This window comes from Pseudomonas plecoglossicida NBRC 103162 = DSM 15088, from assembly GCF_000730665.1.
Lineage (GTDB): Bacteria > Pseudomonadota > Gammaproteobacteria > Pseudomonadales > Pseudomonadaceae > Aquipseudomonas > Aquipseudomonas plecoglossicida.
The window spans coordinates 33,976-48,507 of record NZ_BBIV01000009.1; the positions used below are offsets into that span (position 1 = coordinate 33,976).

Below are 14,532 nucleotides of genomic sequence, written 5' to 3' on the forward strand. Positions count from 1 at the left end.
GTCAGCCACGCGGCGGCGACGCAGGCCGCCGCGGTATCGACATGACGTGGAAGATCCCCGTCAGCAAGATCTGCAATCGATCGAACCAACGGTGGCTGCGCCCACGCAGGCTGCCGTTGAAAAACAGCACTTCCAGCACATGCAGGCTGAGCAGCGTGATGCCCACCGCATTGATCAACAGATTGAACGGCAGCGGTTGCGGCATCAGCCGGTTGAACAGCACCACGCCCCAGAACGCAATCGTCAGGACCTTGCCCAGGCCCAGGATGAATTTCATCTACCGCCCCTCTCGCGTTTTCAGTTGAGGTGCAGGTCGACCCGCCGGTTGTGCGCGCGACCTTCCTCGGTGTCGTTTTCCGCCACCGGCTCGCTGGCCCCGCGCCCTTCGCTGGTGACCTTCTGCGGTGCCAGGCCCTGGCTGATCAGGTATTCGGCAACGCTCGCCGCACGGCGCTCGGACAGTGCCTGGTTGTAACTGGCAGACCCTACGTTGTCGGTATGGCCGACCACCTTGATGCGTGTCACCCCCAACTCGTTGAACCTCGGCAACAGGCTTTGCAGCCGCTGCTGACTACCGGTGGTGAGGTCGGCAGAGTTGAAGGCGAACATCACCTGCCCCTGGTCGTCGAGGGAAATCACCTCTGGCTGCGGCTCAGGCGCGGGCTGGCTGGGCGGGTACTGCGGCAATGGGCAGCCCATGTGGTCGACCGCCGTTTCGGCCGGCGTGTCGGGGCAACGGTCGCGGCGGTCGAACACGCCATCCTCGTCCTCGTCGCCGTCCTGGGCGTAGCAGATCAGCCCGCCGGCAATGGCGCCCAGGGCACCGCCACCGGCGGCCCAGCTCGAACTTTCGATGGCGCCAAGGCCACCCCCTGCCAGCCCCCCCAGCAGGCTGCAGATTGGCCAGGTCCTTTGATTGAGGGGCGCACTGCCATCACTGTTGGTGGCGCAGCCTGCCAGCAGACTGGTGACCACCAGCAACGGCAGCGCCGCCTTTGACATGACACTCATCATGAATGCTCCTGTGTCGTTGGCCGCAACCGGCCTACAGGAGTAAAGACGCGCCCGCGCCACTTCTCAAGGCGCGGGCGCAGGCCGTCAACGCTGGATCTTGATCTCGGTGCGACGGTTCATCGAACGCCCATCGGCCGTGGCGTTGTCTGCCACTGGCTGGGTCTCGCCGGCACCGACCACCGAGACGAAGCTGGCGCGTGGCACGCCGCTTTCGATCAGGTATTCGGTGACCGAGTGGGCACGACGTTCGGACAGTTTCTGGTTGTAGGTGTCGGAGCCAACGCTGTCGGTATGGCCGGTGACACTCAGGCGAGCGCTTGGCGCTTCCTGTTTCAGACGCGTGGAGATGGTATTGAGGCGTTCCTTGTCGGCTGCAGTCAGGCGCGCCGAATCGAACTCGAAGTGCACGTCACGAATGACGATGACTTCTTCCTTCTGAACCACCACTTCCTCGACCACCGGCGCCGGCTCTGGCGGGCAGCCATTGGCGTCGACCTGCACACCGCGTGGCGTGCCCGGGCACTTGTCGCGGCTGTCCGGCACGCCATCGCCATCTTCGTCGCCATCGCCGTGTGCCCAGCAGTAGCCGGCTGCCAGGCCACCGCCAAGCAAGGCGCCCCAACCCGCCCACGACGAACTTTCAATGGCGCCCAAGCCGGCACCGGTCACGCCCCCGACGGCAGCGCACTTCGGCCAGTCGGTCTTCTGCAAACCTGCACAACCAGTCAACACACTGGTGAGCAGTACCAGGGGTATCGCTGTGCGTACTATGCTCATTTTGTTGCTTCTCCTAGGGGGAATCGGCATAAGACCGATCTCTGGGAGTAAAGACCGCGCAATCGATCCCTGCCAGCAATAAGCCACGTCCCGGCACATGCCCCTTTGCCCGCAGGCAATGGCCCGCTAGTCTTGGGCAACCTGAACGAGGATTGGCAATGACCGACGGTTTTTCCCAACGCACCCCGCAGCAGGCCCTGGCGGCCTTGCTCGAACGCTTCACCCCGCAACGGCTGCTGCTGGTAGGCACGCGCTTTCCGGCCCTGGACGCGTTTGCCCAGGCTCACCCCGACGTGACCATCGAAACCACCGCGCCTGGCCCGTTGCCGGCAGCGCTCGCGGCGCAGCGCTTCGATCTGGCGGTGCTGGTGGACTGCCTGGAACACCTGCCCAAGCGCACCGGTCTGGAGTTGCTGGGCGGCATCCGCAACCTCAATGCCAGCCGCGTGGCGGTGCTGGCCGATTTGCCAGCCTGTGGCTGGCAGGACACCGACTTCTTCGCCCTGGCACTCTCAGCCAGCGAGAAATTCCGTCGCAACGAGCAAGTCTTGAGCTTGTTCACCTATGATCTACATGACTACAAGCAGGTCCCGGACTGGCTCAACGCCAGGTTCTGGGCCAACCCTGAAAACTTCGGCAAGTACTGGTGGTGATGATGAGTGTCTCGGTTTGCCCTTGTGGCAGCGGCAACCTGCTCGAAGCCTGCTGCGGGCACTACCACGGCGGCACCCCGGCCCCAGATGCCCAGACGCTGATGCGTTCGCGCTACAGCGCCTATGTGCTGGGCCTGATCGACTATCTGGTCGCCACTACCCTGCCGGCCCAGCAGGCCGGGCTGGATCGCACCGCCATGTCGGCCTGGAGCGCCCAGAGCACCTGGCTGGGTCTGGAAGTGGAAAGCGCCGAGGTACTCGGCGGCCAGCCCGAGCATGCCTTCGTCACCTTCACCGCCCGCTGGCATGACCAGGAGGGCGACCACCAGCACCGCGAGCGCTCGGCGTTCGTGCAGCACGACGGGCGCTGGTACTTCATCGACCCGACCGTCGAGCTCAAGGCCGGGCGCAACGACCCCTGCCCTTGCGACAGCGGGCAGAAGTTCAAGAAATGCTGCGCCAGCTACCTGGGTAACTGAACATGATCGCCCAAGCCCGCCTGTTCCTGCTTGGCGCCTTGTTGGCAATGCTGACGGGCTGCGCGATCTGGGGCGACGATGACTGGCGCGACCCCGAAGTGCACCTGGTCAAGGTCGAGACCGTCAAGGCCCGCCTGCTGGAGCAGGAGTTCCTCTTGCATGTGCGCATCGATAACCCCAACGACAGCCGCCTGTTCATCCGCAACCTGGAATATTCGCTGTGGCTCAACGACCTGCGACTGGTCGAGGACGAGGCGAGCATCTGGCGCAGTGTCGGTGGCCATGCGCGGCGCACCTTCAAGATCACCGCGCGCACCAACCTGTGGCAGCAGTTGAAGCCATTGGCCAAGCTGCTGCGCAGCGAGCAGACGCTGCACTACCGATTGCAGGGTGAGCTGGCAACCGGGCTGATCATCCACCGGGACCTGCACTTATCGCGCAGTGGTGAGATAATCCCCGGCGATTTCATACCGGAGTAACTCTGCAATGACCCAACAGCCTCATGTTCATGGCCCAGACTGCGATCACGGTCATGATCACCACCACGATCACGACCACGGCCATGTACACGGCCCGCATTGCAACCACGGCCACCAGGAGCCGGTTCGCAACGCCCTGAAGGACGTCGGCCGCAACGACCCTTGCCCATGCGGTAGCCAGAAGAAGTACAAGAAGTGCCACGGCGCTTGATTCAGCTTGAGCTCTTCGGTGTCACATAGACCGAGCGCCGCGCGGGCGGCGCTCGATCTCGAAACCGCCGAAAACCTGACGGCATGCTACCTTAGCGCCTTTCCAACCCCGCCACGCCTTGCAGGAGCCCTTGTCATGGCCGCCCCCGTCCTTCCCCCCTTCCGCCCGCGGTTCGCCAGCGCTGCCACGCTGCTTGGCATGCTCGGGCTAGCCGGTTGCCAGATGGGTGGCTACCAGGACAGCGTGCCTCCGACCACCGGTGTGCAACCGCTCAAGGGCCTGGCGCAGAACGTATCGGTACGGCGCAATGCCATGGGCGCGCCGCTGATCGAAAGCAGCAGCTTCCATGACGCCCTGTTCAGCCTCGGCTACGTGCATGCCGGCGACCGCATCGAACAGATGCTCGCCATGCGCCTGCTGGCGCAGGGCCGCCTGGCGGAAATGGCCGGGTCAGATGCGCTGGACGTGGACCACCTGATGCGCGCGGCCAACCTCAAGCAGAATGCCACCCAGCTCTACGCCGATGCCTCGCCACGGCTCAAGCGCTTCTTCGAGGTGTACGCCCGCGGCGTCAACGCCTACCTGTTCCGCTACCGCGACAAGCTGCCGGGCAACCTCGCCAGCAGCGGCTACCGTCCGGAGTACTGGAAGCCAGAGGACTCGGCGCTGATCTTCAGCCTCTATGCCTTCAGCCAGTCGGTGAACCTGCAGGAAGAAATCAGTGCCCTGGCCCTGGCCCAGCAAGTCGGCAGCGACAAACTGGCCTGGTTGCTGCCCGGCGCGCCGGACGAGCCGCTGGCGGACGCCGAGGTCGAGAAGCTCAAGGGTGTCAACCTGAACAGCCAGCTGCCTGGCCTGGCGGCCTTGACCGCCGCCAGCCAGAAACTCGCAGGCCTTGGCCTGCTCGGCAGCCCAGGATCAGCCAACCTGGCCCTGGGCCCGGAGCGCAGCCGCAGCGGCAAGAGCCTGCTGGCCAGCGACAGCCGTGCGGCATGGGCCCTCAGCCCCGTGCAGATCCACACCGGCAAGTACCGGGTGGCCGGCCTGTCGCTGCCAGGGCTGCCCATCGTCCTGGCCGGCTACAACGGCAAGCTGGCCTGGAGCAGCAGCGCGGTAATGGCCGACAACCAGGACCTGTACCTGGAGCAACTGCGCCACTCAGGCAGCCAACTCAGCTACCTGGCCGATGGCAAATGGCTGCCGGCCCGGGCCCGCAGTGAAACCTTCTTCGTACGCGGCCAGCGCCCACTGCGTGAAGTCATGTACGACACCCGCCATGGCACCCTGCTTGCCCAGCCCGGCAACGCCAGCCTGGGCCTGGCCTTGAGCCTGCCACAGCTCAAGGGCGACCGCAGCCTCGATGCGCTGTTCGACCTGACCCGCGCGCAATCGGTGGAACGCGCCTTCGACAGCACCCGCGAAGTCGCCGCGGCGGCGCTCAACTTCGTCTTCGCCGAGCCCGAGCACATCGGCTGGCAGGTCAGCGGCCGCTACCCCAACCGCCGCGAAGGCCAAGGCCTGTTGCCGTCACCGGGTTGGGACGGGCGCTACGACTGGGACGGTTACGCCGACCCGATGCTCCACCCCTACGACCAGGACCCACCGGAAGGCTGGATCGGCCACGCCAACCAGCGCAGCCTGCCGCGCGGCTATGGCATGCAGTTGTCCAATACCTGGTACTACCCCGAGCGCGCCGAACGCCTGGCCCAGTTGGCCGGCAACGGGCGGCACGACAGCCGCAGCCTGATGGCCCTGCAAAACGACCAGGTCACGCTGCTCGCCGACAAGCTCAAGCAGATGTTCGATGCGCCCGGCATGGGCCAGCCGCTCAAGCAGGCGATCGACGCCCTGCCACCCGCCCAGGGCGACAAGGCACGCGACGCCCTGGCCCGGCTCAAGGCCTTCGATGGACGCCTGAGCCCGCTGTCTGCGGATGCGGCGCTGTATGAACTGTTCCTTCAGGAAGTGGCACGCCAGACCTTCCTCGATGATCTGGGCCCGGAATCCGGCCCCGCCTGGCAAGCATTCGTCAGCAATGCCCAGCTGTCCTACTCCGCCCAGGCCGACCACCTGCTGGGCCGTGAGGACAGCCCGTTCTGGGATGATCGCAATACGCCGCAGAAGGAAGACAAGCCGGCCATCCTCGCCCGTAGCCTGGCGGCTGCCATCGATGCCGGCACCGCGCAACTCGGGGCCGATCGCCGCGCCTGGCAATGGGGCAAGCTGCACCAGTACCGCTGGCCTGCCCCGGCCTATCACGGCCTGGGCGATGCCCTCAGCCGTTCGCCACTGGCCGCCGGTGGCGATTTCAGCACCCTGGCGCTGACACCTTATGCCTGGGGCAGCGATTTCGACACTCGCCTGCCGGCGTCGGCGCGCATGATCATCGACTTCGGGCAAGCCGAACCGCTGCAGGTGCTGACCAGCAGCGGGCAGTCCGGCAATCCGGCCAGTGGGCATTACAGCGATGGACTGGAGGCTTGGTTCAAAGGGCGATTCATGAGCCTGCCGCTGCAACCGCAGAATTTTGGTCGGGCTTATGGCAGTCAGCGCTTGACGTTGGTGCCGGGGAAGTGACGACACGGGATTGAGTGTGACTACGACGCGCTCGCCGTTGTTTTTCTGGCGCCCTTGAGATCGCCGAAGGAGCCATGGCGAGCCCCCCCAACACGATCCAAACCTGCCCGAACTTCCCACCCCTGGCACCGCTCCTAACTGGTAACCCCTGCCACCCAGTGCGCTGCCATGGACCTCGTCGTCGCCCGTCCCGAAGGCCTCTACTGCCCGCCCGGTGATTTCTACATCGACCCCTGGCGCCCGGTAGCGCGCGCCATCATCACCCATGGCCACGGCGACCATGCCCGCCGCGGCAACGCACACTACCTGACCGCGGCCCCCGGTGCCGGCATCCTGCGCAGCCGCCTGGGCATGGACATTGACCTGCAGGCCCTGCCCTACGGCGAACGCATCCGCCATCACGGGGTTTTCCTCAGCCTGCACCCCGCCGGGCATGTGCTGGGCTCGGCACAGATACGCCTCGAACATGAGGGCGAAGTGTGGGTAGCCTCAGGCGACTACAAGGTCGAGCCCGACGGCACCTGCACCCCGTTCGAACCTGTGCGCTGCCACACCTTCATCACCGAGTCGACCTTCGGCCTGCCCATCTATCGCTGGCCGAGCCAGGCTGAAGTGTTTGCGGGGGTGAATGCCTGGTGGCGAACCAATCGTGATCAGGGCAAGGCCAGCGTGCTGTTCTGTTATGCCTTCGGCAAGGCACAGCGGATTCTCCACGGCCTGGACCCGGGCATTGGCCCAATCCTGGTACACGGTGCGGTGGAACCGTTGAACCAGGTGTACCGTGAGGCTGGCGTGCACTTGCCGGCGACCCTTTACGCCGGTGATGTTCCACGTAACGACCCGCTCATGCGCCAAGCCCTGGTACTGGCGCCGCCCTCCGCTGCCGGCAGCACCTGGATGCGCCGCTTCGGCGACTACAGCGATGCGTTCGCCAGCGGCTGGATGCTGCTGCGCGGCACGCGCCGGCGGCGCGGAGTGGATCGCGGCTTCGTGCTTTCCGACCATGCCGACTGGCCGGGCCTGCTCTGGGCCATCGGCCAGACCGGCGCAGAGCGGGTCATGGTGACCCACGGCTCGGTCAACGTGCTCGTGCGTTACCTCAGCGAGCAGGGCCTCGATGCCCGCTCGTTCGTGACCGAATACGGCGACGAAGATGACGCGCCCGCCCAGGAACCTCAGGCATGAAAGCCTTCGCCACGCTGTACCTGCGCCTGGATGCGACCACCTCCAGCAATGCCAAGCTCGAAGCCCTGCGCGACTACTTCGCCGCCGCGCCTGCCGAGGATGCAGCCTGGGCAGTGTACTTCCTGGCCGGGGGGCGACCACGCCAGTTGGTGCCGACCCGGGTCCTGCGCGAACTGGCAACGGCGTTGGCCGGTTTGCCCGACTGGCTGTTCGAGGAAAGCTACCAGGCAGTCGGCGACCTGGCAGAAACCATTTCCCTGCTGCTGCCTGAAAACCACCACGGCAACGAGGATGGCCTGGCCCATTGGGTCGAGACCCATCTGCTGCCGCTGCGCGGCCTGCCCGCCGAAACGATCGGGCAGCGCCTGCCACCCCTCTGGGCACAGCTGGACCGACCCAGCCTGATGCTGTGCCTGAAACTGATCACCGGCAGCTTTCGCGTCGGCGTGTCCAAACTGCTGGTCACCCGTGCCCTGGCCCAGTTGGCCGGGCTGGATGCCAAGCGCGTGGCCCAGCGCCTGGTCGGCTATACCGACATCAGCCATCGCCCCACAGCGGCCAGCTATCACCGGTTGATCGCCGCCGAATCGGCCGACGAGCACAACCAGCGTGGCGGCCAGCCCTATCCGTTCTTTTTGGCCCACGCCCTGCAGGCCCCCACCGAACAGTTCGATGGCCTGCTCGGCCCGCCCAGTGCCTGGCAGATCGAATGGAAATGGGATGGTATCCGTGCCCAGGTGGTCAAGCGCGATGGCCAGGTGTGGGTATGGTCACGTGGCGAAGAGCTGATCACCGAGCGCTTCCCGGAGCTGCAGGGCCTGGCCCAGAACCTGCCGGACGGCGTGGTGCTCGATGGTGAGATCCTGGTCTGGAAACCTGGCGCTACAGTCGATACACCGGCCGTACAGCCGTTCGCCCTGCTTCAACAACGCATTGGCCGCAAAACCCTGGGCAAGAAGCTGCTGGCCGACGCGCCTGTGGTACTGCAGGCATACGACTTGCTGGAATGGCAGGGCGAGGACTGGCGCAATCGCCCGCAACATGAGCGCCGCCGGCAATTGCAGCGCCTGGTCGAGGACTGTCCGCTGGCACCGCTACTGCTTTCGCCCCTGCTCGAAGGGCAGGATTGGCGCGACCTGGCCGTTCAGCGCGAACAGTCGCGCAAGCTGGGTGTCGAGGGACTGATGCTCAAGCAGCGCGATGCCTTGTACGGCGTAGGCCGGACCAAGGACATGGGCATCTGGTGGAAGTGGAAGATCGACCCGTTCAGCGTCGATGCCGTGCTGATCTATGCCCAACGCGGCCATGGCCGGCGCGCCAGCCTCTACAGTGACTACACCTTCGCGGTCTGGAACGCACCCGCCGGCACCCCCGAGCGCGCCTTGGTGCCCTTTGCCAAGGCCTATTCAGGGCTCAGCGATGAAGAAATGCGCAAGGTCGATGCCATCATTCGCAAGACCACGGTAGAGACCTTCGGCCCCGTGCGCAGCGTGACGCCGACCCTGGTGTTCGAACTGGGTTTCGAAGGCATCGCCTTGTCCAGACGACACAAGAGCGGCATCGCGGTGCGTTTTCCGCGCATGCTGCGCTGGCGCCAGGACAAACCCGTGGACGAAGCCGATGACCTGGCCACCTTGCAGGCCCTGCTGGCGTGAAAACGTCGCGGTGAGGCACAGTGGCCAAATTTATGCTTCTATCTTTGTCGCAGATTGTTTTCGCCACGCCTCCAGGACCACCATGCACCATTCGACCCACGACCTGCTTTCCCCCGTACCCGGCATCAGCCGCCAGCTGCACAGCTTCCACTTCGGCCCGCGAGGTGGCGCCAAGGTGTACATCCAGGCCTCGCTGCATGCCGATGAGCTGCCGGGCATGCTGGTGGCCTGGCACCTGAAGCGTCAGCTGGCCGAACTGGAGCAGCAAGGGCGACTGCGCCGGGAAATCATCCTGGTGCCCGTGGCCAACCCGGTAGGCCTGGAACAGGTGATGCTCGACGCGCCACTGGGGCGCTTCGAGCTGCAGAGCGGCGAGAACTTCAACCGCAAGTTCGTCGACCTTTCCGACAGCATCGGCGACCAGATCGACGGCCACCTGACCCAGGACCCTGCGCATAACCTGGCCTTGATACGCGAATACCTGCGCCGTGGCCTCGACGCTCACCCGGCACACACCCCGTTGCAGTCGCAGCGCCTGACCTTGCAACGGCTGGCCTGCGACGCCGACCTGGTGCTGGACCTGCATTGCGACTTCGAGGCCGTCGAACACCTCTACACCACGCCCGAAGCCTGGCCACAGGTCGAGCCACTGGCCCGCTACCTGGGCGCCCAGGCCAGCCTGCTGGCCACCGATTCCGGCGGGCAGTCGTTCGACGAATGCTTCAGCCTGGTCTGGTGGCAACTTCAGCAACGCTTCGGCAAGCGCTTCCCCATTCCCCTGGGCACTGTCGCGGTGACCGTCGAACTGCGCGGCCAGGCCGACGTCAGCCATGACCTGGCCAGCCAGGACAGCCAGGCGATCCTGAACTACCTGACCCAGGTCGGCGCCATCGAAGGCGATGCCTGCGACCTGCCGCCACTGCCACGCCCAGCAACGCCACTGGCCGCCGTGGAGCCGATATCGGCACCGTTGGGCGGCTTGCTGGTCTATCACGTACGCCCGGGCCAACAGGTAGAGGCCGGCCAGTTGATCGCCGAAGTCATCGACCCGCTCAACGACCGCGTCACCGCTGTGCGCGCGAGCCAGCCTGGGCTGCTCTATGCCCGCAGCGTGCGCCGCATGGCGACGGCCGGCATGGTCATCGCCCATGTTGCCGGGGAACAGGTGTTGCGAAGCGGCTATCTGCTGGCCAACTGAGCCGGTAAAACCAATTCACCTCGCGGGTGGTCTGTAGAAGCACAGCCTCGCAAGGACCTAGCCGCGCATGCCTGCTTCCACCGACCTCGCCACTGCCTGGTTCGCCGCACGCGGCTGGAAGCCCTTCGCCTTCCAGCGGCAAGTCTGGGCCGCGGTCGGGCGAGGCGAATCCGGGCTGCTGCATGCCAGTACCGGAGCCGGCAAGACCTATGCCGTCTGGCTTGCCGCACTGCGGGCCTTCGCCAAACCCAACTCGCAGCGCCAGAGCGCCGCGCTGCAGGTGCTGTGGATCACCCCCATGCGTGCACTGGCGGCCGATACCGCCCGCGCCTTGCAAGCTCCCCTGGATGACCTGGGTCTGAACTGGAGCGTGGCGGTGCGCAGCGGCGACACCAGCAGCGCGGATCGCGCCCGCCAGGCGCGCCGCCTGCCGAGCACGCTGATCACCACGCCCGAGAGCCTGACCCTGCTGCTGACCCGGGCGCAGGCCAGAAACGACTTCGCCAGCCTGCGCATGATCGTGGTCGACGAGTGGCATGAACTGCTCGGCAACAAGCGTGGCGTGCAGCTGCAACTGGCCCTTGCCCGCCTGCGTCACTGGCAACCGGCGCTGGTGACCTGGGGCCTTTCAGCCACCCTGGGTAATCTGCCGCACGCTCTGGAGGTGTTGTTGCCCCAGGGCGGCCAGTTGATACGCGGCCGCGAGGACAAGCGACTGCTCGTCGACACCTTGCTGCCTGCGGCCATCGAACGGTTCCCCTGGGCCGGCCACATGGGCCTGAAGATGCTCGACCAGGTTGCCCGCGAACTCGATGGCAGCGCCAGCAGCCTGGTGTTCACCAATACCCGTGCCCAGGCCGAACTGTGGTACCAGGCCTTGCTCGATGCACGCCCCGACTGGGCAGGCCAGATCGCCCTGCACCATGCTTCACTGGCCCGGGCAACCCGCGACTGGGTTGAACGGAGCCTCAAGCAAGGCACCCTCAAGGCGGTGATCTGCACCTCCAGCCTGGACCTTGGCGTGGATTTTCTGCCGGTGGAGCGGGTGCTGCAGATCGGCTCGGCCAAAGGCATCGCCCGCCTGATGCAGCGCGCGGGTCGCTCCGGGCACGCCCCGGGACGGCGCTCGCGGGTCACCCTGGTGCCCACCCACAGCCTGGAGCTGGTGGAAGCCGCCGCAGCGCGCCAGGCGCTGGCCGCCGGACATATCGAAGCGAGGTGTTCGCCACGTCTGTGCATGGACGTGCTGGTCCAGCATCTGGTCAGCATGGCCCTTGGCAGCGGTTTTCATCCGCTTCAGCTGCTGGCGGAAGTGCGCGATACCTGGGCGTTTCGTGAGCTGCGCGATAGTCAGTGGCAGTGGGCCCTGGATTTCGTTCGCCACGGCGGCAGCTCGCTGAGTGCCTACCCGGACTATCAGCGCGTCGAGGCGCACCCCGACGGCCTCTGGCGAGTCGCCAGCGAGCGCCTGGCACGGCGCCACCGCATGGGCATCGGCACCATCGTCAGCGACGCCAGCCTGCAACTGAAGTTCTGGAGCAAGGGGGGTGGCGGCAAGACCCTGGGCAGCGTCGAGGAAGCCTTCATCGCTCGCCTGCGCCCAGGCGACACCCTGGTCTTCGCCGGGCGTGTGCTGGAGCTGGTGCGGGTCGAGAACATGACGGCCTATGTGCGCCGCAGCACCGCCCGCAAGGCTGCCGTGGCCCGCTGGAATGGCGGGCGCATGCCATTGTCCAGCGAGCTGGCCGACGCCCTCGTGGAGCAGCTCGATGCGGCCGCCCACGGCAGCTATGCAAGCCCCGAACTGCGTGCTGTGCGCCCACTGCTGGCGCTGCAGGCGCGCTGGTCGGCCTTGCCCACCACGCAGACACTGCTGGTCGAAACCCTGGTTTCGCGCCAAGGCTCGCACCTGTTCCTCTACCCGTTCGCCGGGCGCATGGCCAACCTGGGGCTGGCCAGCCTGATCGCCTGGCGGGTCAGTCGCCGGCAACCGCTGTCGGTATCGATCGCGGTCAGCGACTATGGCTTCGAACTGCTCAGCCCGAGCCCGGTGGATTGGGCGACCTACCTGCCCGACGCACTCTGTGCCGAGCACTTGCTGGAGGATGTGCTGGCCAGCCTCAATGCCGGGGAAATGGCCCTGCGCCGCTTTCGCGAGATCGCCCAGATCGCCGGGCTGGTGTTCGGTGGGTACCCGGCTGCGCAGAAAAGCACCCGCCAGATCCAGGCCTCCAGCGGGCTGTTCTTCGAGGTGTTCCGCAAGCACGACGCCGACAACCTGCTGCTCGGCCAGGCGCGTGACGAGGTGCTGCGCGAAGAGCTGGAAATCCAACGCCTGCAGCGTCAGTTACTGAAGATGGGGCAGTTGCGACTGGACCTGCAGGCGCTGCAGCGACCGGGGCCGCTGGCCTTCACGCTACTGGTCGAAGGCATGCGCGAAACATTGAGCACCGAAAAACTCGCAGACCGCATTGCGCGCATGGTGGCCGATCTGGAGAAGGCTGCCATGAAAGGCGACGCCGCAACATGAGCGGCTATCTTGAGGTCGAACATTGCGGCCAGACACTCTGGCTACTCGCCGACAAAGCCCTCTACTGGCCCGCCCGTCACACGCTGCTGGTGGCCGATGTGCACATTGGCAAGGCCGCCAGCTACCGCGCCCTGCACCAACCTGTTCCGCGAGGAACAACCGATGCGACACTGGCGCGCCTGGATGCGTTGCTGGCGGCCCATGACTGCAAGCAGCTGGTGATTCTCGGCGATTTTCTCCATGCCAGGGCGGCGCGGGCACCCGCTACGCAAGCCAGGCTGCGGGACTGGCGCCGTCGGCACGCCGCGCTACGGATCGTGCTTGTCCGTGGCAACCACGATCGCCACGCCGGTGACCCTCCTGCCGATCTGGCCATGGAGGTGGTCGACGAGCCTTGGTTGCTGGCGCCCTTTGCCCTGCAGCACGAGCCTGTGCCCCACCCTGATCATCCGGTGCTGGCGGGCCATGTTCATCCTGTCTATGTGCTGCGCGGCAGGGCCCGGCAGCGCCTGCGCCTGCCGTGCTTCCTGCTCGATGCCCAGCTCAGTCTGCTGCCGGCCTTTGGCGAGTTCACAGGCGGCTCGACCGTCATCCCTGGCGCGCGCACGCGGGTGTTCGTCACCGGCGCCGGAGAGGTCTGGGCGCTGCGCGTCTGATCACGCCACAGGCGCGGGAGGCGCCTCGTCAGGCAGGGTCGGTTCGCCTGGCTCGATCGGTTGCGTTTCACCCGGCTCGGGCGGTTGCGGGGTATCGGGGTCGGGCTGGTGCGGCACGCCCCCAGCCTGCATCGGCAGCGGGTGGGCCAGCAACGACCATGACAGCAACCCGACCTGATTGGGCTGCAGCACAGCCAGCTTCGCGCTGATCGTGGGATGGAGTTTCATTGGCTGCTCCTGACGAGAGCCGATGCGCCTCATGCACATCGGCACGGTTACCCGTTGGAGTGCCAAAGGCGCGGGGAATTCCCCGCGCTCGTCGGCTCAGGTACGCGGCAGGGTGACCCCGCGCTGGCCTTGGTACTTGCCGCCACGGTCCTTGTAGGAAACTTCACATTCCTCGTCGGACTCCAGGAACAGCATCTGCGCCACACCCTCGTTGGCGTAGATTTTCGCCGGCAGGGTGGTGGTGTTGGAAAACTCCAGGGTCACATGCCCTTCCCACTCGGGCTCGAGCGGCGTGACGTTGACGATGATGCCGCAACGCGCATAGGTGCTCTTGCCCAGGCAGATGGTCAGCACATTGCGCGGAATGCGGAAGTACTCGACGGTGCGTGCCAGGGCAAACGAGTTCGGCGGGATGATGCAGACGTCGCTCTTGACGTCGACGAAGCTGCCGGCGTCGAAGTTCTTCGGGTCGACGGTGGCCGAGTTGATGTTGGTGAACACCTTGAATTCATCGGCGCAGCGCACGTCGTAACCGTAGCTGGAGACGCCGAAAGAGATCACCCGGCTGTCCTGTTCGCCGCGCACCTGGCGTTCGACGAACGGTTCGATCATGCCGTGTTCCTGCGCCATGCGGCGAATCCACTTGTCCGATTTGATGCTCATGGCGGGGTGTGTCCTGAAGGGTTGCGAGGTAAAAACGAGATGCGCATCTTACCGGTCCCCGCGCCCGGGTTAAAGTTCCATGCCGCATCCCGCGCCGGACGGGGCTTGCGGCCGCCGCCGATCTGAATTTCATCAAAGGCCATCTTGGAGATTGGCAGGCTGCGGAAAGTGGGTTAAGGTGACGCCACTGTGCTGCACGTGACACCGAGAATCTCTAGTTTGATGCA

15 protein-coding genes are annotated in these 14,532 nt (G+C 65.8%); 10 read left to right on the plus strand and 5 right to left on the minus strand.

All coding sequences use genetic code 11. From position 1 onward, the window contains the following. Position 1: 1 nt before the first annotated feature. The 3 genes from PPL01S_RS06525 to PPL01S_RS06535 form a co-directional block, all read right to left on the minus strand. A complete protein-coding gene (locus PPL01S_RS06525) occupies positions 2 to 277 on the minus strand; it encodes a DUF1145 domain-containing protein (RefSeq protein ID WP_016395714.1) in 276 nt (91 codons plus the stop codon). Positions 278 to 297: 20 nt separating this feature from the next. Then, positions 298 to 1,011, minus strand: coding sequence for a PA1041 family peptidoglycan-binding anchor lipoprotein (locus PPL01S_RS06530; RefSeq protein WP_028625441.1), 714 nt, complete (start codon positions 1,009 to 1,011; stop codon positions 298 to 300). 87 nt (positions 1,012 to 1,098) lie between these two features. Further along, on the minus strand, positions 1,099 to 1,791 hold the full coding sequence (locus tag PPL01S_RS06535; RefSeq protein ID WP_016395712.1) for a PA1041 family peptidoglycan-binding anchor lipoprotein: 693 nt from the start codon (positions 1,789 to 1,791) through the stop codon (positions 1,099 to 1,101). Positions 1,792 to 1,949: 158 nt separating this feature from the next. Here PPL01S_RS06535 and PPL01S_RS06540 point away from each other — a divergent pair, with 158 nt between their 5' ends. The 10 genes from PPL01S_RS06540 (at position 1,950) to pdeM (ending at position 13,414) form a co-directional block, all read left to right on the plus strand. After that, entirely contained in the window at positions 1,950 to 2,444 is a 495-nt protein-coding gene (locus PPL01S_RS06540; RefSeq protein ID WP_016395711.1) for a DUF6231 family protein, read from the plus strand. A 2-nt stretch (positions 2,445 to 2,446) separates the two neighbouring features. After that, positions 2,447 to 2,923 carry a YchJ family protein gene (locus PPL01S_RS06545; protein WP_016395710.1) on the plus strand — a complete coding sequence of 159 codons (477 nt, stop codon included), beginning with the start codon at positions 2,447 to 2,449 and terminating at the stop codon, positions 2,921 to 2,923. A gap of 2 nt (positions 2,924 to 2,925) precedes the next feature. Continuing rightward, positions 2,926 to 3,402 carry an LEA/WHy family protein gene (locus tag PPL01S_RS06550; RefSeq protein WP_016395709.1) on the plus strand — a complete coding sequence of 159 codons (477 nt, stop codon included), beginning with the start codon at positions 2,926 to 2,928 and terminating at the stop codon, positions 3,400 to 3,402. Between the two features lie 7 nt (positions 3,403 to 3,409). Then, the gene (locus PPL01S_RS24535) at positions 3,410 to 3,613 is read left to right on the plus strand and encodes an SEC-C metal-binding domain-containing protein (RefSeq protein ID WP_016395708.1); all 204 of its coding nucleotides are present in this window, start codon (positions 3,410 to 3,412) and stop codon (positions 3,611 to 3,613) included. Positions 3,614 to 3,748: 135 nt separating this feature from the next. Next, positions 3,749 to 6,190 carry a penicillin acylase family protein gene (locus PPL01S_RS06560; protein WP_028625442.1) on the plus strand — a complete coding sequence of 814 codons (2,442 nt, stop codon included), beginning with the start codon at positions 3,749 to 3,751 and terminating at the stop codon, positions 6,188 to 6,190. A 168-nt stretch (positions 6,191 to 6,358) separates the two neighbouring features. Beyond that, positions 6,359 to 7,375: a ligase-associated DNA damage response exonuclease gene (locus PPL01S_RS06565; protein WP_016395706.1), complete on the plus strand. Its 1,017-nt coding sequence runs from the start codon at positions 6,359 to 6,361 to the stop codon at positions 7,373 to 7,375. Next, entirely contained in the window at positions 7,372 to 9,030 is a 1,659-nt protein-coding gene (locus tag PPL01S_RS06570; protein ID WP_028625443.1) for an ATP-dependent DNA ligase, read from the plus strand. Before PPL01S_RS06565 ends, PPL01S_RS06570 begins: the two co-directional genes overlap by 4 nt. Positions 9,031 to 9,112: 82 nt before the next feature. Further along, positions 9,113 to 10,228 carry a succinylglutamate desuccinylase/aspartoacylase family protein gene (locus PPL01S_RS06575; protein ID WP_016395704.1) on the plus strand — a complete coding sequence of 372 codons (1,116 nt, stop codon included), beginning with the start codon at positions 9,113 to 9,115 and terminating at the stop codon, positions 10,226 to 10,228. Between the two features lie 67 nt (positions 10,229 to 10,295). Then, positions 10,296 to 12,758 (plus strand): ligase-associated DNA damage response DEXH box helicase, encoded by a 2,463-nt coding sequence (locus PPL01S_RS06580; RefSeq protein ID WP_028625444.1) that lies wholly within the window; start codon positions 10,296 to 10,298, stop codon positions 12,756 to 12,758. Further along, positions 12,755 to 13,414 carry a ligase-associated DNA damage response endonuclease PdeM gene (gene pdeM, locus PPL01S_RS06585; protein ID WP_016395702.1) on the plus strand — a complete coding sequence of 220 codons (660 nt, stop codon included), beginning with the start codon at positions 12,755 to 12,757 and terminating at the stop codon, positions 13,412 to 13,414. Before PPL01S_RS06580 ends, pdeM begins: the two co-directional genes overlap by 4 nt. Here the strand turns inward: pdeM and PPL01S_RS06590 are convergent, their stop codons facing one another. Together PPL01S_RS06590 and dcd are read right to left on the minus strand one after the other, a co-directional pair. After that, entirely contained in the window at positions 13,415 to 13,642 is a 228-nt protein-coding gene (locus tag PPL01S_RS06590; RefSeq protein WP_016395701.1) for a hypothetical protein, read from the minus strand. It lies immediately after the preceding gene. Positions 13,643 to 13,738: 96 nt separating this feature from the next. Continuing rightward, entirely contained in the window at positions 13,739 to 14,305 is a 567-nt protein-coding gene (gene dcd / locus PPL01S_RS06595) for a dCTP deaminase (RefSeq protein ID WP_008096785.1), read from the minus strand. Positions 14,306 to 14,532: the final 227 nt, after the last annotated feature.